The organism is Myxococcus sp. MISCRS1, assembly GCF_026626605.1.
GTDB lineage: Bacteria > Myxococcota > Myxococcia > Myxococcales > Myxococcaceae > Myxococcus > Myxococcus fulvus.
The window spans coordinates 5167592-5189346 of record NZ_JAPNKB010000001.1 but is presented as its reverse complement, the minus strand read 5'-3'; the positions used below and the strand labels follow the sequence as shown (position 1 = coordinate 5189346).

Below are 21755 nucleotides of genomic sequence, written 5' to 3'. Positions count from 1 at the left end.
GTCACCAGACACTCAATCGAGAAGAGGCCGTGGCCCGAGGGGACCTGGAGGGTTCGGGAAAGCCCCCTCGGGCCGGCCGTGAAGTCAGTCCTTCTCCTCCTCCAGGCTGCCCGGGAAGGCGGTCCAGTAGAGGTCGGGAAGAGGATTGGTGCCCGCGTCGCTGCGGGGACCGTCGCCGTCCGGGATGTCGTCCAGGATGGCCTCCGGCGTGCGCTCGGCGGGGTCGATGGGGTGGGCGCGTCCGTGACGCTCGGGCGCGTCGTCGTCGGGCGTGGAGGGCGGGACGCGGGGCGGCTCACGCTCCTCGCGGGGCGCGGGCTCGCCCCGGGGACCGGTGGGGCGCCCGTAGAAGTCCTCGGCGGGCTGGGTGGCGGGCTGTCGTCGCGGGTCCTTCGCCATGATGGAATCCTCCGTCTGGATACAGTCATGACGCGGAATGCCTCCGGCAACCCGGCTATCGTCGTGGCGCAGAAGTCCGCACGGCGAGCGGGCGGGCGAGCGCCTGTCCGCTGCGTCTCGACAAGGAGCGGGGTGATGGCATTGGGGCACGAGGAGCCGGCCGCGGCGCTGACGGAGCCGAGGCTCCGGCTGGGGTGTCAGTCGTGTGGCGCGATGCTGGTGTTGGAGCCCTCGCTGCGCACCACGCGCTGCCCGTATTGCGCCGCGCCCTCCGTGGTGGAGCGCCCGCCGACGCCCGGGGTGCCCGAGCCGCGCTTCGCGCTGGGCTTCTCGCTGAACCACGCGGCGGCGCGGGAGAAGGTGTCGCACTGGCTGCGCTCGCGCAGCCGCTTCTGTCGCTCGGGGATTCGCGACGCGAAGCCGGGGGACGTGCACGGCGTCTATGTGCCCGCCTACCTCTACAGCGCGCTGGCGACCTCCCGGTTCCAGGCCTCCATCGGTGAGAACTACCAGGAGCAGGAGCGCTACACGACGACGGAGAACGGGAAGACGGTGACGCGCACGCGCACGGTGACGCGCACCGAGTGGCGCCCGTTGAGCGGCCAGGTCTCCGGCTATGTGGCGGACGTGCTCGTCACCGCGTCCAATGGCTTGCACAACGACGAGCTGGAGGCGCTGGAGCCGTTCGATTTGCGGGGGCTGGCGCGCTACACGCCGGCGCTGGTGTCCGGCTGGGTGGCGGAGGAGCCCACGCTGACGTTCCAGGCGTGTCTGGAGAAGGCGCGCGAGGAGGTGTCGGGGCGGCTGCTGGACAAGCTCGCGGCGCTGATGCCCGGGGACTCGCATCGGGAGCTGAGTCACGACAGCCACCTGGATTGGGAGTCGTTGGACGTGTGCCTGTTGCCCGTCTGGGTGCTGGCGGTGCGCTACGCCCAGGACGCGGAGCCCCTGCGCGTGCTGGTGAATGGGCAGACAGGTGAGGTGCACGGGAAGGCGCCCCTGTCCGTGTGGAAGGTGGCGGCGGCGGTGGTGGTGGGGTTGCTGGGAGTGCTGGGCCTGTGGCTCTTCCTCCAGGGAGGTGGCCGATGAGCGCGGCCGTCAGCGTGTCGCCGTGCGAGCGGTGCGCGTGCGAGCTGGAGGTGGATGACCTGCGCTGTCCGGTGTGTGGCCTCGCGACGCCGGAGCCGCTCAGGCAGGAGGCCGCCGTCGAGCGCGCGCGGGTGGTGCGCTGTGACAGCTGCGGCGCGTCGGTGGAGTACTCGGTGGAGGCGAGGGCGCCACGGTGTGACTACTGCGGCGCGGTGACACATGTGGAGATGACGGTGGACCCGGTGGAGCAGGCGCAGGGGTGGCTGCCCTTCTCGGTGGAGCCGTCGGTGGCCAGCGAGGCGCTGTCGCGCTTCCTGGGGCGCAAGGCGTTCTTCCGGCCGTCGGGGCTGGCAGAGGAGGCGTCGCTGGAGTCCATGCGGCCCATGTGGTGGCCCGCGTGGGTGTTCAAGGCGGGCGTCGAGGTGAGCTGGACGGCGGACTCGGACGCGGGCTCACGGCGCTCGGACTGGGCGCCGCATGCGGGGCAGACGCACCTGGACTTCTCCAACATCCTGGTCGCCGCGTCGCGCGGCTTGAAGATGGACGAGTGCGACAAGCTCACGCCGCACTACCGCTTCGAGGAGGCGGTGGGTGAGGCGCGAGGGCCGGAGGGCGCCAGCGTCGAGCGCTTCGAGGCGACGCGCTCGGGGGCGAGGCGCAGGGTGTTCCAGGCCGTGGAGCGGCTCGCGAGCGAGCACGTGCAGTCGAGCGGAGACATCCCCGGCCGTCGCTACCGCAACGTGCGCGTGGCCGTGGCGCTGTCGAGCCTGCGCACCACGCGGTGGGCCCTGCCGGTGTATGTGCTGGCGTATCGCTATCGCGACAAGCCGTACCGCGTCCTGGTGCATGGCCAGGACGCGGAGGTGGTGTTCGGCGAGTCCCCCATCTCCGCGTGGCGCGTGCTCGGCGTGGTGCTGGCGGTGCTCGCGGCGCTGGTGCTGACGATGCTTCTCGCGGGGAGGATGTAGCGCGAGCGCTCAGGACGCGTCGGGCTCGTCGTCCGGCTCGAGCGGCTTGCTCCCACCCGGAGGCGTGACGTCATCCTCCGGCCACGGCGCCTCCACGGCCCCGCTCCGCACGGGCGAGGCCACCGACTCCGCTTCGACCCTGGACGTCCACCACGCCTCCTCCCCATCGCGAGGCGCGGGCTCCTCCACGCGGGCGCGCGTCACCCCGCGCTTGCCCGGCACCCCGAACACCCGCGCGGCCTCCTCCGCCAGCGAGCCCTCGGCGTCCAGCTCCGCGCGCCCACCCGGCTCCAGCGGCACCGACGCCTCCTCCGCCGTGAGGTCCTCCGGATGCAGCCCACCCTCCAGCAGCTCCGCCTGATTGCGCCGGCTGGTCGCCTCCATCGCCACGCGCGCTATCTCCTCCGCCGTCGCATGGCGCCCCTGCCCGGGCGCGTGCGCGCTCAGCCACCCCCGCAGCACGCAGCCCATCTCCTCCGCCGTCTGGAACCGCTCCTCCGGCGCCCTGCGCAGCGCGCGCAGCACCACCGCCGCCAGCCCCTCCGGCACGTCCGCGACCAGCCGCGCCACCAGCTCCGGCTCCAGGCTCGTCATCCGCGCGGCCACCTCGTCCACCGGCATCCAGGTGGGCCCCTGCGCCTCCAACGTCAGCCCCTCCGGCAACGGCGGCGGCGGCGTGTCCTCCACCGCGAGCGGGTGGCGCCCCGTGAGCAGCTCCAGCAACACCAACCCCAGCGAGAACAAGTCCGAGCGCGCATCCACCGGCGCGCGCAGCAGCAGCTCCGGTGACGCATAGGCCACGTCGCCCTTCACCAGCGGCCGGCTCGTCTCCTCCCGCCCCACCAGCCGCGACGAGGCCACGGTGAAGTTCGTCAGCTTCACGTCCCCATGCGTCCCTACCCGGATGTTCCGGGGGCTCACGTCCCGGTGCACGATGCCCAGCGGCCGGTTCCAGTCATCCACCGCGAGGTGCGCGTGGTGCAGCGCGTCCGCGACCTCCGCCACCACGAACGCCGCCAGCGCGGCGGACACGGGCCGCCGCCGCATCGCCGTCAGGTTCAACAGCGTGTCCAGCGACCGCCCCTCCACGTACTCCATCACCACGTGGGGCGCGCCCCGGTACACCTTCATCTGGTGCACCTGCGCGATGTTGGGGTGCTTGAAGCGGAACGTCAGGCTGACCTCCTCCACCAGCCTGCGCCGCTCCACGAAGGTGGCCGGGCTGCGCAGCCGCTTCACCACCACCAGGCCGCTCTGCCCGTCCCGGTAGCGGCGCCGGACCAGCATCAACAGCTCTCCGGTGGAGCGCACCTCCAGCTTGCGCACGAACTCGAACACCGTGCCGCCCACGTTGAACAGCACCCGCGGCCGGCGCGGTCCTCCGGGAGAATCCTCCGTCGTCGTGTCGGGCGTCGTCATGGCCTGCCTCTCAACCTGGGAAGTGAGTTGGGCGCTACAGGATGCCCCAGGTAACACGAAGCCGGCCGTGATGGAATATCCGAGGTCGGGCGACAACCATTGGACGTCAGGTGTTGGATGCCTAGTCCTTCCCGCGCCAGGGCTTGAGCGCCCCCTTGAGCACGTGCAGCCGCCGGCGCAGCCAGGAGCGCCAGGGCGCGACGGGCGGGGCCACCGGCTCGGTGGAGGGCGTGCGGGCGGACCCCGACGCGGAGCTCGCGCCGGGCCAGTCCGGCCAGCGCATCCACTGCCGCACCTCCCGGCCCTCCTCGTCCCCGTCGAACAGGGACTCGTCCTCCTCCGTGACGGCCTCGTGGGGCGGCCGGGGCGGGAACAGCGGCTGGTCCCACGTGTCGTCCGCCAGCTCCAGCGCCGCGGAGAGCGCGCCGAACAGCTCCGCGCCGCTCGGGAACCGTCCGCCCGCATGCTTGTCGAGCAGCCGCAGCACGATGCCATCCAGCACCCGGGGCACGCGCGGGTTGAGCACGGACGGCAGCTGCAACACGGCCGACTCGATGCTGGCCAGCAGCGCGGACGGCGGCAGGTGGGCCGGATAGGGGAAGGTGCCCGTGAGCACCTCGTGCAGCACCAGCCCCAGCGAGTACAGGTCATCGGTGGGCGCGAACCGGTAGCGCGCTCCGGGGATGCGTGGCCCCATCCAGAAGCGCAGCGACTCCGGGCTGCGGTAGCTGGGCGTGCCCGGAGGCAGCCGGTCCTCCGTCAGCGACGGGGCGCACGGGTGGTCCCCCGAGCCGAAGTCCACCAGCACCGGCTCCCCGTCCGACGCGCGGACGATGATGTTGCTGCCCTTGAGGTCTCGGTGCACCACCCCCGCGCCGTGGATGGCGTCCAGCGTGAGCGCCAGCGACGCGAACACCTGCGCGGCCCGGCGCGGCGTGGCCTTCTCCGTGGTGGCCCACCTGGCCAGGGTGGGGCCCTCCACGTAGTCCATGATGAGGTACAGGTAGCCGCGGTGCGCGTCCGGCCAGCGCAGGTAGCCCAGGAGCTCCACCACGTTGGGGTGCGCCAGGTGCATCAGCAGCCGCGCCTCCCGCTTCGTGCGCGCGTCCACCCGCGCCTCGTCGTTCTCCGAGGGGCCCTCCAGCGCGAACTTCAGCGCCACCGTGCCCTTCGTCTCGCTCTCCGCCAGGAAGATGGCGCCATAACCCCCGGTCGCCAGCCTCCGGATGATGCGCAGGGCCCCCAGCTGCTCCGAGGGTTGGAGCAGCAGCGGGTGCATCGCCTCCAGGTCGCTCATCGTCCCATCCTCTCCGTCTGTCCCCACCCATGAGGGCATCACCACACCCAGGACCTTCAAGGTCGAATCCCTCTCTGGAAATCGAAACCCCGCCAGCGAATCCGGATGACCTGGGTCAACCCCTGACGTCATTAGCATGGCGGCCTTCTTTTTGGGTAGCCTGTCCCCCTCGTGAGGTAGGGTGCGGCGCGGACGATGTGGTAGGGAGACTGCCCGAGAGGCGCGGGGACCATGAACGAGGAACTGGCCATCACCGTGGGGACGGCGGCGAAGGCGGCGCGGGCCCGGTTGGGATTGACCCAGGCGGACGTCGCGGAGCGCGTGGGAATCGCCATGGAGGTCTACAGCCGCATGGAGCGCGGACGCGTGCTGCCCAGCGTGACCACGCTGCGCAGGCTGTGCCTGGTGCTGTGCATGGATGCGAACGCGCTGCTGGGCTTGTCGGAGGGCGCGCCCGTGGCGGTCCGTGGACCGGTGGGCCCGCGCGTGGAGGACCCGCCCGTGCTGCGGCGGCTGCTGCGCTCCTTGCGCGCGCTGGAGCCGGAGGCGCTCAGGGCCGTGGTGCAGGTGGTCCAGGGCGCGCTCGCGCTCCGGCGGCGCTGAGGGGACGGGAAACTTGCCTCCCCCGCGCGCCGTGCGACGCTGCCCCCATCATGCGTGAGCCCGTCGACCACAAGCTCGCGGCCATCCTGGGAGGGGCGGCGCGGACCGCTCGCCTGCGGCTGGGCCTCACCCAGAGCGACGTGGCCGAGCGCGTCGGCATGGCCATGGAGGTCTACAGCCGGCTGGAGCGTGGCCGGATGTTGCCTCGCACGCAGACGCTCAAGCGGCTGTGTGACGTGCTCCAGGTCTCCTCGGATACGCTGCTGGGGGTCGGCCGGGGTGGTGCTCCGCTGACGCCCGTGACGCGCAAGCCGGAGCGCGAGGACCCGCTGGAGCTGCGCCGCATGACGCGCAAGCTCCGGGAGCTGGAGCCCTCGCAGCTGCGCGCGGTGTCGCGCGTCGTCAACGCCGTCGTGTCGGTGATGCCGCCCCGGGCCGCCCCGGTGAAGCAGGCCCGTCCGGCCCGTCCGGCGCGGCGGCGCAAGGCGACCGGCTAGGCGTCCGGCGCCGGGAGGCTGGGAATGCGCGGGCGTCGGGTGTTGAATCCCCGACGCGGAACCCTGGACAGACGTCCACTCCCCAGGTTCCCCGCACGTGGGTTAGCACACCCTTACCCCCCAGAGGAGGTCCGCCCCCATGACGACCCTTCGCAAGGTGATGCTGGTGGATGACGAAGAGGACATCCGCGCCATCGGGAGGCTGAGCCTGAGCCGGGTGGGCAAATGGGACACGGTGCTCGCCGCGTCGGGCGCCGAGGCCCTCTCCAAGGCCGCCGAGGAGCTGCCGGACCTCATCCTCCTGGACGTGATGATGCCGGGCATGGACGGGCCCACCACCTTCGGTGAGCTGCGCAAGCAGGCGGCCACGTCGAGCACGCCCATCATCTTCATGACCGCCAAGGTCCAGAAGCAGGAGGTGGAGCGCTACCTGGGGCTCGGCGCGGTGGGCGTCATCAGCAAGCCCTTCGACCCCATGACGCTGCCCAAGGAGATTCGCAAGCTGGTGCCGGAGTGAGCGGCACGCGCCTGTCGAAGCGCTCCGTCGCCCTCGCGGTGGGGGCCCTGCTGGTGCTGTGCGCCCTGTTCGTGGTGGGCCGCCCCTGGGGCACCGCCCGCATCGACGCGTACCGCACGGGCCTGCAGCAGCTGCGTCTGGCGAGCGCGGAGCTGGAGCAGGACGTGCTCCGCGAGCGGCTGGGCCTGCCCGAGCGCCATGGCTCCCACGCCCAGGCCTTCGCGGCGCTGAAGGCCCGCGCGGAGTCGCTGCGCGAGGTGCCGCCCTTCCTGTCGGAGGAGGAGGCGCGGGTGATGGCGTCGTCGCTGGACGCGTACCTGGGCGCGCTGGAGGACAACCGGGTGCTCCTGGAGCGCTCGCGGGCGGCCCAGGCCCGGGGGGAGCAGCCAGGGGCGGACGCCGCGATGCAGGCCCTCTTGGAGCGCTCGGCCAGCGCGCAGGCGGAGCGGCTGGTGGGCACCTTCATCCAGCTGCACGAGCGGGCGCAGGTGGCCAACGAGCGCACGCGCGTCGTCTTCTTCGCGGCGTCGCTGCTCCTGGGGGCGTACGTGGTGGTGGTGCTGGTGCGGCTGTCGCGCGCGTCCGGGGAGCTGGCCACGCTCAACGCGGCGCTGGAGGAGCGCGTGGAGCAGCGCGGCCGGGAGCTCGTCGCCGCGAGCGAGGCGCAGCGCACCACCCAGGCGCGCAAGGCGGCCATCCTGGAGGCGGCGCCGGACGGCATCTTGCTCATCGACGAGGCGGGGCGGCTGCTGGAGCTCAACCCCACGGCGGAGAAGGTCTTCCGGCTCACGGCGGCCCAGGCGGTGGGGCGCGAGTTCCTGGGGCTCGCGCTGCCGGCCTCGCTGCCCGCGGGCAAGCGCGAGGAGGTCTCCGCCGCGCTGGGCGAGACGTCCGGCGTGGCCACGCGGCTGGAGTCGCCGTGCCTGCGCGCGGACGGGAGCATGTTCCCCGCGGAGCTGACGCTGGTGCGGGTGCCGGGCGAGGGGCCCGCGCGCTTCACCGCCTTCGTGCGCGACATCACCGAGCGCAAGGAGGTGGAGCGGATGAAGAACGAGTTCGTCTCCACGGTGAGCCACGAGCTGCGCACGCCGCTGACGTCCATCCGCGGCTCGCTGGGGTTGCTCGAGGGCGGCATCGTCGGCGAGGTGCCGGAGCCGGCGCTGGAGATGGTGCGCATCGCCCGCTCGAACACGGAGCGGCTCATCCGCCTCATCAACGACATCCTCGACCTGGAGAAGATGGAGGCGGGCATGCTGGAGCTGAAGCTCGCCTCGCTGGATGCGCGCGAGCTGGTGGAGGCGACGCTCAGCGGCCTGAGGGGCGTGGCGGACGCGGCGGGCGTGGTGCTGCGCGCGGACGTGGAGGAGTCGCCCCGCGTGCGCGGAGACCGGGACAGGCTCATCCAGGTGCTCACGAACCTGGTCTCCAACGCGGTGAAGTTCTCCACCGGCGGCGCGGAGGTGGTGGTGCGCGTGCTGCCGGAGGTGCCGGGGCGCGTGCGCTTCAGCGTGGTGGACTCCGGGCCCGGCATCCCCGAGGAGCAGAAGGACCGGCTGTTCGCGCGCTTCCAGCAACTGGACGGCTCGGACACCCGCTCCAAGGGCGGCACGGGCCTGGGGCTGGCCATCTCGCAGGCCATCATGAACCAGCACGGCGGCGGCATCGAGGTGCTGAGCGCGCTGGGCAAGGGCTCCACCTTCACCTTCACGCTGGAGGCCGCCAGGCCCCTGTCGGGCTCGCACCCGGCGGTGGCGGCGGCGGCGACGGCGCGCGACACCAGCCGGCACGACGTGCTGGTGGCCACGGCGGATGGGGAGCTGTCCGCGTTGCTGCGCGGGTTGCTGTCGCAAGAGGGTTACCGCGTGGTGCGGGCGGTGAGCCTGGCGGAGGCGCAGAAGGTGCTGGAGGCCGAGCCGCCGGACGCGGTGGTGCTGGACACGCGGATACCGGACGGGCAGGCGCTGGACTGGGTGCGCTCCTTGCGGGAGCAGCCGCGCACGCGGGCGCTGCCGGTGGTGGCGCTGTCGGGGCGCTCGTCGGAGGGCGAGGGCGTGGGCACGCCGCTGGTGGTGGACTGGATGTCGCAGCCCTTGGAGGAGTCGGGGCTGCTCGGCGCGCTGCGCCACGCGATGCGGCGACCGGGGCAGGCGCGGGTGCTGGTGGTGGACGACGACGTGGCCACGCGGCGGGTCATCTGCGCCAGGCTGGAGCGGCTGGGGCGGGTGCAGGTGTTCGAGGCGGCGGATGGGGAGAGCGCGGTGGAGCTGGCGCGGCGCACGCCGCCGGACCTCATCGTGCTGGACGTGGGGCTGCCGGGGCTGGACGGGTTCGAGGTGGTGGACATCCTGCGCCGGGGACGGGGACGCACGACGCCGCTCATCGTCTTCACGGGGCGGGACCTGTCGCGCGCGGACCAGCGGCAGCTGACGTTGGGGATGACGCGGCACCTGAGCAAGGCGCGCTCGTCGGAGGAGGAGCTGGTGGCCTCCGTGCGCGAGCTGCTGCACGAGTTGCTGTCCGGCAAGGACGGCGAGCTGGAGACAAGGGCCGTTTCATGACCGACGCGAAGACGCTGCTGTTCCTCGAGGACGACAAGGACTTGCAGAGCCTGGTGTGCGCCTTCCTCCGGGAGAAGGGCTTCCGGGTGGAGACGGCGCGCACGGCGGCGGAGGCGCGGGCGGTGCTGGCGAAGGTGCCGGTGGACGCGGCCATCGTGGACGGCTTGCTGCCGGGGGTGACGGGGGCGGACTTCATCCGCGAGCTGCGCGGCCAGCAGCCGGACCTGCCGGTGTTGTTCGCGTCGGCGTTCTGGAAGGACCTGAAGAGCCACGAGCTGCTCACGCGGCAGCTCAAGGTGGCGCGCATCATCCACAAGCCGTACCGGCCGGACGAGCTGTACCTCTGGGTGAATCAGCTCTTCACCAAGGCGCTGCCGCCGGCGCCGGCGGGGCCTCGGGCCCTGGCGGACGTGGACCTGGTGCGCGACGAGCTGGCGGCGAGCCTGGTGGCGCTCAACCAGGAGTACGGCGCGCGGCTGAAGGACAAGGTGAGCGGGCTGGAGGCGCTCTTGTCGGCGGCGCGCGCGGGGGACGGGGTGGCGTTGGAGGAGGCGGGCGTCGTCGCGCACAAGCTGCATGGCACGGCGGGCAGCTATGGCTTCACGGAGGTGAGCCTGGCGGCGGGGCGGCTGGAGGATGCGCTCCGGGCGGGGAGGGACTGGGGCCTGGTGGACGTGGTGTTCCGGGAGCTGGCGGCGACGGCGTCCGTGCAGGTGACGCCGCCGGCGCGCAAGGAGGGGCCCTCGGCGGTGTTGCCCACGGAGGGGGTGTTGTTGGTGGTGGACGAGGACCCGGCGGTCCTCGAGGAGGCGCAGCGGCTGGGGCGCGCGCACGTGGTGCGGGTGTTGTCGGCACGCACGGCGGACGAGGCGGTGGTGTTGGCGCGCAGGCAGTGGGTGGACGGGGTGCTCATCCACATGCACCTGGGTGGGGAGATGGGCGGCATCCAGGCGGCGCACGAGCTGCGTTCGACGGAGGGGCTGGGCTCGTTGCCGTTGGGGTTCACGGGGGTGTCGGGCGGGTTGGAGGACCGGGTGGCGGCGGCGCACGCCGGGGGCTCGTTGTTCCTGCCCAGGCCCTTCACGGCGACGGACTTCGCGGCGGCGGCGGAGCGGATGGTTGCGGCGCGGCGGCCGGAGCGCTCGCGGGTGCTGGTGGTGGACGACGACCCGGAGGCCATCGCCGCGCTGGTGCACGCGCTGGCGAGCGAACAGATTGAGGTGGTGGGGTTGGGGGACGCGCACCGGTTGATGGAGGCGCTGGCGGAGCATCGGCCGGACCTGTTGCTGTTGGACGTGCAGATGCCGGGGCCGAGCGGCTTCGACCTGTGTCGGATTTTGAGGTCGATGCCGGCGTGGCAGGAGCTGCCGGTGTTGCTGATTACGGCGCACCTGGGGTTGGAGTTCCGGCTGGCGGCGTTCCAGGCGGGGGCGGACGACTACATCTCCAAGCCGGTGTTGAAGGAGGAGCTGCGGGCGCGGGTGCAGGCGCGGCTGGAGCGGGCGCGGCTGTCGCGCGAGCGCGCGGAGCGGGACGCGCTGACGGGGCTGATGTTGCGGCGGCCGTTCATCGAGGGGTTGAGGAGCCGGCTGTCGGAGGCGCAGCGTCAGCAGCGGCCGTTGTCGTTGTGCTTCCTGGACGTGGACCACTTCAAGCGGGTGAACGACAAGTACGGGCACCTGGCGGGGGACCGGGTGCTGACGCGGCTGGGGCGCCTGTTGGGAGCGCGGTTCCGGCGCGAGGACGTGCGCGGGCGCTGGGGAGGGGAGGAGTTCGTGGTGGGGCTGCTCGGGGAGACGGCGGCGAGCGCGAAGGCGATTCTGTCGCGGACGATGGCGGAGGTGGCGGAGATGACCTTCGACGGTGACGGCGGCGAGTCGTTCCGCGTGACGATGAGCGCGGGCATCGCGGAGTCGCCAGGAGACGGCGCGACGATGGAGGCGCTGCTGCGCGTCGCGGACGCACGGCTCAACCGCGCGAAGACGAACGGGCGCAACCGCATCGAGGTGTGAGCGGCGTCACTCCCCCGGAGGCTCCGTCAGCACCAGCAGTCCGCGCGACGTATCCACGACATAGACATGGCCATCCCCGGGCACCTGGAGCCCGGTGGCGCCTTCCTCCATCGAGTCCCCGCGTCCCGGGTCCGTCTCGCGGAAGCTGTTGAAGTACGCCACTTCGCGCGGCTTCGTGGGGTTGCTCACGTCCAGCACGCGCAGCCCCTCCTGGTGGTACGTCACGTACAGCCGCGAGCCCCTCAGCTCCATCGCTCGCGGGGACACCACGGCGCGCAGGCCGTACTCCCCTATCTTCACGATGTGCCGCGGCTCGCTGACATCCAGCGCGCGCAGCCGCGCCCCCATGCCCAGGCTGCTCTCGAAGGCCACGATGCGCCCGCCGAACGTGCCCACCGCGCTCGCTCGGCTGTTGGCGTACGGATACGTGTAGTGCCCCAGCACCCGGACCCCCGAGGACGCGCGCGCGTCGACGACCTGCAGCCCCGCGCCCCGGTGATTCACATACAGCCGGCCCTGGTAGCTCACCGGGCCCCGGGAGGACGGCTGGTCCGGCATGCGCATGCCGGAGACGATGCGCTCCAGCAAGCGCGGCTCCGCGGGCTCGCTGATGTCGAACATCAAGGTGCCCACCGCCGCGTCCGTGGACACGGCATACAGCCGGTCCCGGTCCACGCTCACCATCGACACACCCGGCGAGGCCCTCGCGGACACGCGGCGCACCAGCACCGGCGCCGAGGGCACGGAGACGTCGAGCACCACCACCCCCGAGCTGGCGCTCGCGACATAGAGCATCCCGCCCTTGAACGTCGCGCCCCGCCAGTCCGTGTCCCCTGGCGTGCTCAGCTCCGCCACGCGCAGCGGCACCGCTGGGTCGCTCACGTCGAACACCGTGAGCCCCCCCGGCCGCCCACGCCGGTCCTGCGAGATGACATACGCATGGCGGTCGATGAGCTGCACGTCCACGGCCGGACCCAGACCCACCGCGCGCTCGGACACCAGCCGCATCCCGCCGGAGATTTCATGCTCGCCCTGGAAGCGCGTGACGCGCTCGGCGCGGAACGTCCCCGACTCCACCAGCACCCCGTCCCGGCACCGCGTGAAGCACCCCGTGACGGCGCGAGGGTTCACCGCGTTGCAGCCCGCGAAGGTGAACAGACCCCCATCCGGCGTCTCGCTGGCGATGAACAGCGTCCGCGCGTCCCAGACGCCCGCCACGGCGTTGGCGCCCTGCACCTGCTCGGGCGTCCCCGCCGCGTTCAGCTTGAAGCCTCCGCCCATGGGCACGAAGCGCGCGGGGGCGCCGTTGCGCGCATCGATGCGCAGGAGGCTGCGATACACCCCCATGCGCTCCAGCTGCTCCAGCGTGTGGCGTCGACAGCCGGACAGGTCGAAGGACTCCAGGCTGCCGCACGCGGCCCCGCTCTCGACGACGCCGCAGACGGACAGCGGCCCGTAATCACTCCAGTCGCCGAGCTCCTCCAGCGGCGTGTAGCGCCCATCCCAAGGGGGCTCATCCGACGACGCGCAGCCCGTCGCCAGACAGGCGAGCAGTGCCATCGACGCTGGCAGCGCGGGCCGCATCGCGTACCTCCCGGGTGGAGAGCCACGCGCCGGCCAGCGAGCTCCCGCTCCAGGATTGTAGGAATGAGGTCGTCCGCTCGGGAAGCGCACGCCGCCGCGGAGTGGTGAACGCCATACGTCTTGGGGGATGTGCCCTGTGTTCGCACCCACCCACCACGGCGGATGCGGGACGCCCGGTGTCCACGGGACCACATCCCGAGCCCGCCAGACTCCAGCGAACGCTGGCCCGCACGCCCGGTCAGGGAGGCGAGCGGACCCGACGATGCGCCGATTCGCCCTGAATCTGCGCTCTCCCGCGAGAAAGGGCTCCCGTTTAGTTCTTCACCATGAACGACACACAGGTGAAGGACGTGGTGATTGTGGGGGGTGGCCCAGCGGGCCTGAGTGCCGCGCTGATTCTGGGACGGGGCCGCAAGCGGGTGCTGCTGTGCGACGCGGGCGCTCCGCGCAACGAGCGGGCGGAGCACATGCACGGCTTCGTCACCCGGGACGGCATCCCCCCCGCAGAGTTCCGCGCCATCGGCCGCGAGCAGCTGCGCCCCTACGACGTCGACGTGCGCGACGTGCGCGTCGAGCGCATCGAGCCCAAGGGGACGCGCTTCCAGGTGACGCTGGGCGACGGCCACGTCGTCGAGGCCCGCAAGGTGCTCCTGACGACGGGCCTGGTGGACCAGGTGCCGGACCAGCCCGGCTTCCGCGAGCTGTGGGCGCACAGCGTCTTCCAGTGTCCGTACTGCCACGGCTGGGAGATTCGGGACCGGGGCTGGGGCGTGCTCGTCCCCCAGGAGAACACGCATCATCCGTACGTCGACTTCGTCCTCTTCCTGAAGGGCTGGACCTCCAACCTCACGCTCTACACCCAGGGCCATCTGGCGCTGACCGCCGAGCAGCGCGAGTCCCTGCGCCGCGCCGAGGTGCGCGTCGTCGAGGGCAAGGTGCGCGGCCTCATCCCCACCCAGGATGGCCAGCACCTGGAGGCGGTGGAGCTGGAGGACGGCACCCGCGTGCCGCAGGAGTACCTCTTCGCGCACCCGCCCCAGAAGCAGACGGCGCTGGTCCAGGGCCTGGGGCTCGCGCTCGACGAGCTGGGCTTCGTCAAGGTGGGCCCGACGCTGGAGACCTCCGTGCCCGGCATCTACGCGGCCGGAGACCTCACCACGCGCCTGCAGGGGGCGCTGGTGGCCGCGTCGGCGGGCGCGATGGCGGCCTACACGCTGAACCACCTGCTCAACATGGACGCCCTGGGCCTGGCGCACCCGGCCTGACGCCGGCTTGAGCCCGGCCCCGCCAACCGCTACGAGAACGACCCCATGGCGTCCACCGAGCAGTCCTGTGTGCATCCCCCCTCCACGCTGCGCCAGGACTTCGAGGAGAAGCGGCGGCTCACGTGGGTCGGCACGCTGGGGCCCGTGGCGCCCCTGCGAGTCACCCCCCGCGCCAGGGTCCACGCGTACGCCGCCATCGTCCTGGTGTTGAAGGGCGAGTCACACGTGCGGCACGCGGGGGACCTGGTGCTGCGCGCGGGCGACGTGCACCTCATCCCACCGGGAGATGCGCATGGCCATGAGCACTCGGACGCGCAGGGCCTGGGGCTGGGCTTCTATCCCGAGGCCCTCTCCGCGAACGCCGAGGAGCGCGAGGCGCGCCTGGGGCCGCTGCTGCGCGTGCGCGCGGGCTGCCACCCCGTCTTGCGTCCCACCAGCGTGCAGCGCCGCCGCCTGCTGCGCTGGATGCGCCTGATGGAGGAGGAGCAGACCCGGAATGAGCGCGGCAACGAAGAGGCGAGCCTGTCCCTCCTGCGCCTGGTGCTCATCGAGCTGGAGCGGATGGCCTCCCCCGAGGCCCTCACGGAGCCCGCGTCCGTGGGCCTCAGCCGCCGGGCGCTCACGTACATCGAGACCCACTGCCTGGAGCCCCTGTCCCTGGCGAAGGTGGCGAAGGAGCTGGGCCGCTCGGCGCCACACGTCGCGGGCGTGGTGCGCCAGGAGACGGGCCGCACCGTGGGCGAGTGGATTCTCGAGTGTCGGATGGCCGAGGCCCGCAGCCGGCTGCGCCACACCGACGAGCGCGTGGACATCGTCGCGGACCGGGTGGGTTACGCGGATGTGACGCACTTCATCCGACTCTTCCGTCGCGTGCATGGTGTGACACCCGCCGCATGGAGGCGACGCATGGCGCCAGGGGTGCGCTGAACGCACGTTCTCTATTTCGTGGGGCGAATGGATTGACAGGAAACTGTCATCTGGGTAGTTCCGGGGCATGCCGACGCCGATGAGGGACTCATCGGGAGCAAGCCTTTCGAGGGCTGCTCCCCGAGGGGCGGTTGCGTGCCCATGCTTCAGCGCAGCAGCGGGACAGCACGGGCGGTGTCGCTGATGGCGACGCGTGCGAGTCGAGGAGGCAGGGGCGCCGCGCGGCCCGTGTGTCTCAACCCCGAGGAGGGGTCTTCCGCTCCGGAGGGAGGCGGCGCGCCGCCGCTGTTGTGCCCGTTCTGGTTCAACCTGGGCCCGCAGGTGGCGGCCAACGACACGGAGTCCCCGTCCCGTAGGAAGGGTCGTCGCAAGAGCGGGCCCACCGCGTCCTGAGCCTTCAGTCCGACGTGTCGCGCCCCGAGCGGGACACCGTCTCGTGAGCGAGGGCGCGGAAGTGCTGCGCGGCGGGTGACGGCCGCCGTCCAGGGAAGGCCACCACCAGCTCCGCGTGGCCGGGCGCGCCGCTCAGGGGGCGGAACACGACGCCCTTGGGGCACAGGGCCTGCGAGGACGCGGGCGCGATGGTCAGCCCCAGCCCCGCCTCCACCATGCCGACGACGGAGGGCCACGAGCGCGCCTCCTGTCGGATGTTGGGGGAGAAGCCCGCCGCCAGACACATGCTCGTCACCAGGTCGTGCAGGCCGGGCGCGGAGTGGCGGGGGAACAGGACGAAGGGCTCGTGCGCCAGCGACGACAGCGCCACGACGCGCTGCCTCGCGCGAGGGTGACGGGCGGGCAGGGCGAGCACGAAGCGCTCGCGCAGGAGCCGCTCCACGGTGAGGCCCTCGTGGCGGAAGGGCGCGCGCAGGATGGCCAGGTCCAGCTCCCCCGAGGCCAGCGCCGCGCCGACGTTGAGCGTCTCGCTGTCATCCAGCTCCAGCTTCACCTTGGGGAAGCGCGTGCGGAAGCGCAGCACGATGTCCGGCAGCACGCCGAAGGCCGAGGACGCCGCGAAGCCGACGCGCAGCGTGCCCGACTCGCCGCTCGCGGCCTCGCGCACGGCGTGGGTGGCGTCCACGCGTCGGGCGAGCAGCGCGCGAGCCTCCTCCAACAGCCGCGCCCCGGCGGCGGTGAGGGCCACGTGGCGGCTGGTGCGCGTGAGCAGCTCCACGCCCAGCTCGGACTCCAGCCGGCGGATCTGCTGGCTGAACGGCGGCTGCGCCATGCCGATGCGCGCGGCGGCGCGTCCGAAGTGCAGCTCCTCCGCCACGGCGATGAAGAGCTGGAGCTGACGGAATTCCATATCGAGACGATATCCGTCTGGATGGGTGCTGAAAGAGATATTGGTCGTGAAGGATGCGGCTCCCTAGCATCGGTGCATGCGACTCTCCTTCCTCGCCCTGATGCTCACGACGCTGACGGGTGCGCCCGTCCTCGCGGACCCGCCCGGTCCGGTCTTCGCGCCCGTCCCGGACACGAGCACCCAGGCCAGGCTGGACCTGGCGGACCGGTACCTCCGGCGCGTGGAGCTCGTGCGGGACAGCCTGGTGCCGCCCCGGTGGCTGCGCGAGGGAGACCGCGTGGTCTTCTGGGCCCGCGAGGGCAAGGACGGCGGGACGTGGGTGCTGGCGCACGCGAGGACGGGCGAGCTCGAGCCGCTCGTGTCCGGGGAAGCGCTGCGCCGCCAGCTCTCCGCGCTCCTGGGCAGGCCGGTGACGGCGCCGCGCTTCCACGACGTCGCGCTGGCGCCGGATGAGCAGGGCATCGTGTTCCAGCTCGACGGGAAGACCTTCGGACTGGGCCTGTCGGGAGGCAAGGTCACGCGGCTGTCGCCCCAGGACCGGGCCGCGCTGACGCTGTCTCGCGAGCATGTCCTCGCGCCGCGGGGAGGCGCGCTCGCGGTGCGGAAGGAGGGCGGCTTCGCGGTGCTGGGCGCGGACGGGGCCACCGTGGTGGAGCGCCAGGGCGAGGAGCGGCTCGACTGGCGGATTCCCGAGCGAGCCTGGTCGCCGGATGGTCGCTACCTCGTGGTGTGGCGCGAGGACACGCGCGCGGTGCACCAGGTCCCCGTCGTGGACTACGCCACCGCGCTGGAGAAGGTGACGACGGTGCCGTACGCGAAGGTGGGGACGCCGCTGCCGCGCTCGGAGCTGCACCTGGTCGACGTGACGACGGGGAGCGTGACGCGCGTCGCCCCCGTCGAGGGTGAGACGTATGACTTCTTCGCCGGCTGGAACCCCGAGGGCACGGAGGCGCTGTGCCTCCACCTCTCGCGGGACGCGAAGCGGCTGGACCTCACCGCGGTGACGCCGGGGAGCGCCCAGCGTCGGCACGTGCTGCGCGAGGAGCGTCCGGAGACGTTCGTCGCGGGTCTCGACTTCGCGGTGGGCGGCTTCGAGCAGCAGGTGACGGCGCTGCCCTCGGGGCGCGGCTACCTGTGGATGTCCGAGCGCGACGGCTGGCGTCACGTGTACGCGTATGACCGCGCGGGGAAGCTCGTGCGGCAGGTGACGCGGGGCGCCTTCCCCGTGCATCAGGTCGTGTCCGTGGCGCCCACCGGTGACGCGCTCTACGTGCTGGCGTCCGCGGACAGCGGCGCGCCCTACGAGCAGCTCATCTACCGGGGCAGCCTGAAGGGCGGCGCGCTGACGCGGCTGTCCTCGGGCTCGGGGATGCACCGGATGACGCCGTCCCCCTCGGGCCAGTACTACGTCGACACCTGGTCCTCGCGCACGCAGCCCCGCGTCCGGGAGCTGGTCTCCGTGAAGGGAGGCCAGCGCGTGCGCCTCACCACGTCGGACGCGAGCGAGCTGGAGGCGCTCGGCGGCACGAAGCCGGAGCCGCTGCTCGTCAAGGCGGCCGACGGCGTCACGCCCCTGCACGGCGTGCTCTACAAGCCGCGCGACTTCGACCCGAAGAAGCGCTACCCCGTCATCGCGCACATCTACGCGGGGCCCTTCCTCTCGGTGGTGCCATGGAGCTACATCGGCAACTACGAGTCATTGACGGCCAGCGCACTCGCGCAGCTCGGCTTCGTGGTGGTGCTGCTGGACCCGCGCGGAGGGCCCGGACGGAGCAAGGCCTTCCAGGACGCGAACCACGGCCGCGTGGGGCAGACGGAGATTCCCGACTACGTCACGGGCCTGGAGCAGGCCGCGTCCACGCGTCCGTGGATGGACCTGGAGCGCGTGGGGCTCCATGGGGCTTCGTGGGGTGGCTACTTCACGCTGCGAGGCATGCTGACGGCGCCGGACTTCTTCAAGGCGGGCTATGCCGTGGCGCCGGGCGCGCTGGAGGAGGAGGCCATCATCAACGAGCCCTACCTCGGCCTGCGCGACCAGAATCCCCAGGGCTACGCGGCGGGCGACAACCTCGCGCTCGCGCACCAGCTGAAGGGACAGCTGAAGCTGATGCACGGCACCAGCGACGTGAACGCCACGCTCTCGGTGACGATGCGGATGGCGGACGCGCTCATCAAGGCGGGCAAGCGCTTCGAGCTGCTGCTCATGCCTGGCGAGCCCCACTCCCCGCGGGGCGCGGCCAGTCGCTACTCCCGGGACGACGTGGGCCTGTTCTTCCTGCGCACGCTGGGCGAGCCCCGGTGAACGGCGCCTGGGCACGAACGCACCCTGGGGTAGACTCCGGCCGTGGCCAGAGTCCGTCTTCGGTGTGTGAACTGCGGTGCCCCCTTCCTCAAGTCGGTGGAGCGTGAGTCGACGTGCGGCCATTGCGGCGCGGACCGGCCCCGGCCCTCGAACAACCCCCTCCCCCTCGGGTGGAAGGAGGTCCCGGCGCCCAGGTCGTCGAACGACACGAAGGTCATCGTCGCCTGGGGGCTGCTGGGCATCGGCCTCACGGGCGGCCTGCTCGCCGCCACCCTGATGCTGGCGCTGTCGCCTCACGACGAGCCCCCTCCCCGGGTCGTCACGCCCAGGCCGGTCTCGCCGCCCCCGCCCCCCATCGTCACGCCTCCGCCGCCGCCTCCTCCCATCGTGGAGGCACCGCCGCCCGTGCCTGAAATCATCGTGGAGAAGCCCGTCAAGCGGCCGCCTCCGCCGATGCCCAGGACGAACGAGGCCTGGGGCGCCCTCCAGCTCGCGAAGAAGCTGCGCCAGTACGACTACTGCGGCAAGGAGGCCATCCTCCGGGACGGCACCATCCCTCGCCGCTTCACGCTCCACGCGCGGTTCGACGCGAACGGCGAGGGCATGCGGGGCCACGTCCTCCCCAAGACGTCCGTGCGGATGCTCGATGCCTGCATCAAGAACAGGACGAAGTACGTCTACCTGGGCACGCCTCCCGAGAAGCGCGAGTTCGAGGTGGAGGTGACCCTGTCCTTCGCGCACCTGCGCCCCAAGGGCAAACCCGAGACGTACGATGACCAGTGGAGTGTCCTCTATGACGACTGAGTCCGCGCGTCGCCGGGGGCTTCCGCCAGGAAGTCGATAAGTCACGCGGGGGCGCATTGGAGGCCTCCGGGTGACGCGTGTCTCCTCCCGGTGCGCGACCGCCCCATGTCGGGGCTGTTCCGTCGCGACCCAGGAACACGACATGTCCTCACGTGATGTCCGCCAGTCCCTCGTCTGCGCGGTGCTGGTCTCGGGAGTGCTCTGGCTTCCCTCCGCCCGCGCGGTCACCCCGCGGGACCCGACGGAGCGGCACCACGACGCGCGCCTGTCGCACAACGCGGGCCCGCGCCGGCGCGTCTCCGCGGTCCAAGGTGAAGCGGAGGCCCGCCTGCGTCGCGCGGTGCCGGAGCTCCGCGTGGAGGTGGACCCCTCGACGGGGCGGGTGCGCTCGCTGGTGAACCTGGTGGGCGCGCTCTCCGAACCCGCGCCGGGAGACGCGCTGGCCGTGGGGCTGGCGTTCGTCCAGCGCAACCTCGACGTCCTGGGTCTGGAGCTCGCGGACGTGGCGGGCCTGGAGGTGGCTGACCGGGTCTACTCCAGGCCCAGCGGCGCCACGCACCTGTATCTGCGACAAAGGTACAACGGTGTCGAAGTCTACAATGCGCGGCTGCAGCTCAACGTGGACCGCGAGGGGCGCGTGCTCGCGGTGCACAGCGACCTGCAGCCCTCGGTGGAGTCGACGCTCGTGGGCGCCACGCCTCGCCTGGGCGCCGCCGAGGCGGTCCGGAGCGCGGCGAAGCACCTGGGGGTGCCGCTGGCCCGAGCGCCGCGAGCGCTCGAGGCGGAGCCGGGCCCGGCGCGGCGCACCCGGGTCGAGGTGGCGGGCCTGTCGAGCGAGCCCATCGACGCGTCGCTCGCGGTGCTGCCCCTGCGTCGGGGGGAGTCCCGCTGGGTGTGGCGCTTCCTGGTGCACACGCTGGATGCACGGCACGCCTACGAGCTGACGGTGGACGCGGAGACGGGCGAGGTCTGGACGCGCTTCGACCAGGTCGCGAGCGATTCGTACAAGGTCTACCCGATGCCGGTGGAGGGCCCCCACCACACGGCCCCGCTGCCGCCCGCGGATGGACGCGCGACGGAGGCGTCACCCCACGGCTGGCACGACACGGACGGCGTCGCGGGCGCGGAGTACACCACGCCGCGCGGCAACAACGTCCATGCGTACGAGGACCGCGACGCGAACAACCTGCCGCCCACGTCGGGAGAGCCGGACTGTGGCGTGAGGCTCGACTGCGTCTTCCCGCTCGACCTCACGGGCGCGCCGTCCACGTACGTCTCGGCGTCCGTCGTGAACCTGTTCTATTGGAACAACCGCCTGCACGACGTGCTGTACCCGTACGGCTTCGACGAGGTGGCCGGCAACTTCCAGGTCAACAACCTGGGGCGGGGCGGCCTGGGCAACGACGACGTGCGCGCCGAGGCGCAGGACGGCGGTGGCATCAACAACGCCAACTTCCTCACGCCGCCGGACGGGGTGCGTCCGCGCATGCAGCTCTACCTGTGGACCGCGCCGGACCCGGACCGGGACGGCTCGCTCGACAGCGGCATCATCGCCCACGAGTACGGCCACGGCGTCTCCAACCGGCTCGTCGGTGGGCCCTCCATCGTCTCGTGCCTCACCAACCGCCAGCAGCCCGGCGAGGGGCTCAGCGACTTCCTGGCGCTCGTGTTCACCGCGCGCCCGGGCGACACCGCGAACACGCCGCGCGGCGTGGGCACCTATCTCCTGAACCAGGCCATCACGGGCGCGGGGCTCCGTCCGCAGCCCTACACGCTGGACCCCCTGCGCAACACCTGGACCTACGAGAGCAGCAACACGCTGCCCGTGCCCCACGGCGTGGGAGCGGTGTTCGCGCAGGCCCTGTGGGAGGTGTACTGGGCGCTCGTCACGCAGTGGGGCTTCGACGCGAACCTCCACGACGCCCAGGGCCGCGCGGGCAACCAGCGCATGCTGCTGTACTTCGTCGAGGGCCTGAAGCGCGCCCCCTGCAACCCCTCCTTCCTCCAGACGCGCGACGCCATCATCAGCGCGGCGCACACGCTGCACGGAGGCGAGGACGTCTGCCGCATGTGGCGCGCTTTCGCGGGCTTCGGCCTGGGCTCCAACGCCACCGCCTTCAACGCCGTCGCCGTCAACGGTTACGCGTTGCCGCCGTCGTGCGACTTCGTCAGGGGCCGCGACGACGCTCCTTCGCGCACCCCGCGCTGAGC

The 21755-nt window shown here is 72.2% G+C and carries 18 protein-coding genes; 13 read left to right on the top strand and 5 right to left on the bottom strand.

The annotated features are described in order from the left end of the window. Positions 1 to 84: 84 nt before the first annotated feature. Complete coding sequence (locus OWM54_RS20520) at positions 85 to 399, bottom strand: hypothetical protein (protein WP_223750996.1); 315 nt, start codon at positions 397 to 399, stop codon at positions 85 to 87. A gap of 135 nt (positions 400 to 534) precedes the next feature. On the opposite strand from OWM54_RS20520, the gene OWM54_RS20515 reads away from it, so the two are divergent. Further along, a complete protein-coding gene (locus OWM54_RS20515) occupies positions 535 to 1488 on the top strand; it encodes a hypothetical protein (RefSeq protein ID WP_223750997.1) in 954 nt (317 codons plus the stop codon). Then, a complete protein-coding gene (locus tag OWM54_RS20510; RefSeq protein WP_267698566.1) occupies positions 1485 to 2456 on the top strand; it encodes a zinc ribbon domain-containing protein in 972 nt (323 codons plus the stop codon). The genes OWM54_RS20515 and OWM54_RS20510 overlap by 4 nt, the downstream gene beginning before the upstream one ends. A gap of 9 nt (positions 2457 to 2465) precedes the next feature. Here OWM54_RS20510 and OWM54_RS20505 read toward each other — a convergent pair whose 3' ends face one another. Together OWM54_RS20505 and OWM54_RS20500 are read right to left on the bottom strand one after the other, a co-directional pair. Next, positions 2466 to 3875, bottom strand: coding sequence for a serine/threonine-protein kinase (locus OWM54_RS20505; RefSeq protein WP_223750999.1), 1410 nt, complete (start codon positions 3873 to 3875; stop codon positions 2466 to 2468). Positions 3876 to 3996: 121 nt separating this feature from the next. Then, on the bottom strand, positions 3997 to 5172 hold the full coding sequence (locus OWM54_RS20500) for a serine/threonine-protein kinase (RefSeq protein WP_267698565.1): 1176 nt from the start codon (positions 5170 to 5172) through the stop codon (positions 3997 to 3999). A 231-nt stretch (positions 5173 to 5403) separates the two neighbouring features. Between OWM54_RS20500 and OWM54_RS20495 the strand changes: the two genes are divergently transcribed. From OWM54_RS20495 to OWM54_RS20475, 5 genes are all read left to right on the top strand, one after another. Continuing rightward, a complete protein-coding gene (locus OWM54_RS20495; RefSeq protein WP_223751000.1) occupies positions 5404 to 5775 on the top strand; it encodes a helix-turn-helix transcriptional regulator in 372 nt (123 codons plus the stop codon). A gap of 50 nt (positions 5776 to 5825) precedes the next feature. Continuing rightward, entirely contained in the window at positions 5826 to 6272 is a 447-nt protein-coding gene (locus OWM54_RS20490) for a helix-turn-helix domain-containing protein (protein WP_267698564.1), read from the top strand. Between the two features lie 139 nt (positions 6273 to 6411). Then, positions 6412 to 6789 carry a response regulator gene (locus OWM54_RS20485; protein WP_223751001.1) on the top strand — a complete coding sequence of 126 codons (378 nt, stop codon included), beginning with the start codon at positions 6412 to 6414 and terminating at the stop codon, positions 6787 to 6789. Then, positions 6786 to 9347, top strand: coding sequence for an ATP-binding protein (locus tag OWM54_RS20480; protein ID WP_267698563.1), 2562 nt, complete (start codon positions 6786 to 6788; stop codon positions 9345 to 9347). Before OWM54_RS20485 ends, OWM54_RS20480 begins: the two co-directional genes overlap by 4 nt. After that, a complete protein-coding gene (locus tag OWM54_RS20475; RefSeq protein ID WP_267698562.1) occupies positions 9344 to 11359 on the top strand; it encodes a response regulator in 2016 nt (671 codons plus the stop codon). Before OWM54_RS20480 ends, OWM54_RS20475 begins: the two co-directional genes overlap by 4 nt. Before the next feature lie 6 nt (positions 11360 to 11365). Here the strand turns inward: OWM54_RS20475 and OWM54_RS20470 are convergent, their stop codons facing one another. Then, entirely contained in the window at positions 11366 to 12943 is a 1578-nt protein-coding gene (locus tag OWM54_RS20470) for an LVIVD repeat-containing protein (RefSeq protein ID WP_267698561.1), read from the bottom strand. A 326-nt stretch (positions 12944 to 13269) separates the two neighbouring features. Here OWM54_RS20470 and OWM54_RS20465 point away from each other — a divergent pair, with 326 nt between their 5' ends. The 3 genes from OWM54_RS20465 to OWM54_RS20455 all read left to right on the top strand — a co-directional run bounded on the left by OWM54_RS20465 (position 13270) and on the right by OWM54_RS20455 (position 15528). Continuing rightward, positions 13270 to 14208 (top strand): NAD(P)/FAD-dependent oxidoreductase, encoded by a 939-nt coding sequence (locus OWM54_RS20465; protein WP_267698560.1) that lies wholly within the window; start codon positions 13270 to 13272, stop codon positions 14206 to 14208. A 45-nt stretch (positions 14209 to 14253) separates the two neighbouring features. Continuing rightward, the gene (locus OWM54_RS20460; protein WP_141332502.1) at positions 14254 to 15135 is read left to right on the top strand and encodes an AraC family transcriptional regulator; all 882 of its coding nucleotides are present in this window, start codon (positions 14254 to 14256) and stop codon (positions 15133 to 15135) included. 183 nt (positions 15136 to 15318) lie between these two features. Continuing rightward, complete coding sequence (locus OWM54_RS20455; protein ID WP_223784150.1) at positions 15319 to 15528, top strand: hypothetical protein; 210 nt, start codon at positions 15319 to 15321, stop codon at positions 15526 to 15528. Between the two features lie 4 nt (positions 15529 to 15532). On the opposite strand, the gene OWM54_RS20450 is transcribed toward OWM54_RS20455, so the two are convergent. Further along, positions 15533 to 16438 carry a LysR family transcriptional regulator gene (locus tag OWM54_RS20450; RefSeq protein ID WP_223751006.1) on the bottom strand — a complete coding sequence of 302 codons (906 nt, stop codon included), beginning with the start codon at positions 16436 to 16438 and terminating at the stop codon, positions 15533 to 15535. A gap of 76 nt (positions 16439 to 16514) precedes the next feature. Here OWM54_RS20450 and OWM54_RS20445 point away from each other — a divergent pair, with 76 nt between their 5' ends. The 3 genes from OWM54_RS20445 (at position 16515) to OWM54_RS20435 (ending at position 21753) form a co-directional block, all read left to right on the top strand. Beyond that, positions 16515 to 18740 carry a DPP IV N-terminal domain-containing protein gene (locus OWM54_RS20445; RefSeq protein WP_267698559.1) on the top strand — a complete coding sequence of 742 codons (2226 nt, stop codon included), beginning with the start codon at positions 16515 to 16517 and terminating at the stop codon, positions 18738 to 18740. 66 nt (positions 18741 to 18806) lie between these two features. Next, on the top strand, positions 18807 to 19544 hold the full coding sequence (locus OWM54_RS20440) for a hypothetical protein (RefSeq protein WP_223784148.1): 738 nt from the start codon (positions 18807 to 18809) through the stop codon (positions 19542 to 19544). Positions 19545 to 19686: 142 nt separating this feature from the next. Beyond that, complete coding sequence (locus tag OWM54_RS20435; protein ID WP_267698558.1) at positions 19687 to 21753, top strand: M36 family metallopeptidase; 2067 nt, start codon at positions 19687 to 19689, stop codon at positions 21751 to 21753. Positions 21754 to 21755 lie beyond the last annotated feature (2 nt).

Bases quoted from the DNA above. Each gene is read 5' to 3' on its own strand.
- OWM54_RS20520 (WP_223750996.1), bottom strand. From the start codon at position 399: ATGGCGAAGGACCCGCGACGACAGCCCGCCACCCAGCCCGCCGAGGAC.
- OWM54_RS20515 (WP_223750997.1), top strand. From the start codon at position 535: ATGGCATTGGGGCACGAGGAGCCGGCCGCGGCGCTGACGGAGCCGAGG.
- OWM54_RS20510 (WP_267698566.1), top strand. From the start codon at position 1,485: ATGAGCGCGGCCGTCAGCGTGTCGCCGTGCGAGCGGTGCGCGTGCGAG.
- OWM54_RS20505 (WP_223750999.1), bottom strand. From the start codon at position 3,875: ATGACGACGCCCGACACGACGACGGAGGATTCTCCCGGAGGACCGCGC.
- OWM54_RS20500 (WP_267698565.1), bottom strand. From the start codon at position 5,172: ATGAGCGACCTGGAGGCGATGCACCCGCTGCTGCTCCAACCCTCGGAG.
- OWM54_RS20495 (WP_223751000.1), top strand. From the start codon at position 5,404: ATGAACGAGGAACTGGCCATCACCGTGGGGACGGCGGCGAAGGCGGCG.
- OWM54_RS20490 (WP_267698564.1), top strand. From the start codon at position 5,826: ATGCGTGAGCCCGTCGACCACAAGCTCGCGGCCATCCTGGGAGGGGCG.
- OWM54_RS20485 (WP_223751001.1), top strand. From the start codon at position 6,412: ATGACGACCCTTCGCAAGGTGATGCTGGTGGATGACGAAGAGGACATC.
- OWM54_RS20475 (WP_267698562.1), top strand. From the start codon at position 9,344: ATGACCGACGCGAAGACGCTGCTGTTCCTCGAGGACGACAAGGACTTG.
- OWM54_RS20470 (WP_267698561.1), bottom strand. From the start codon at position 12,943: ATGCGGCCCGCGCTGCCAGCGTCGATGGCACTGCTCGCCTGTCTGGCG.
- OWM54_RS20465 (WP_267698560.1), top strand. From the start codon at position 13,270: ATGAACGACACACAGGTGAAGGACGTGGTGATTGTGGGGGGTGGCCCA.
- OWM54_RS20460 (WP_141332502.1), top strand. From the start codon at position 14,254: ATGGCGTCCACCGAGCAGTCCTGTGTGCATCCCCCCTCCACGCTGCGC.
- OWM54_RS20455 (WP_223784150.1), top strand. From the start codon at position 15,319: ATGGCGACGCGTGCGAGTCGAGGAGGCAGGGGCGCCGCGCGGCCCGTG.
- OWM54_RS20450 (WP_223751006.1), bottom strand. From the start codon at position 16,438: ATGGAATTCCGTCAGCTCCAGCTCTTCATCGCCGTGGCGGAGGAGCTG.
- OWM54_RS20445 (WP_267698559.1), top strand. From the start codon at position 16,515: ATGCGACTCTCCTTCCTCGCCCTGATGCTCACGACGCTGACGGGTGCG.
- OWM54_RS20435 (WP_267698558.1), top strand. From the start codon at position 19,687: ATGTCCTCACGTGATGTCCGCCAGTCCCTCGTCTGCGCGGTGCTGGTC.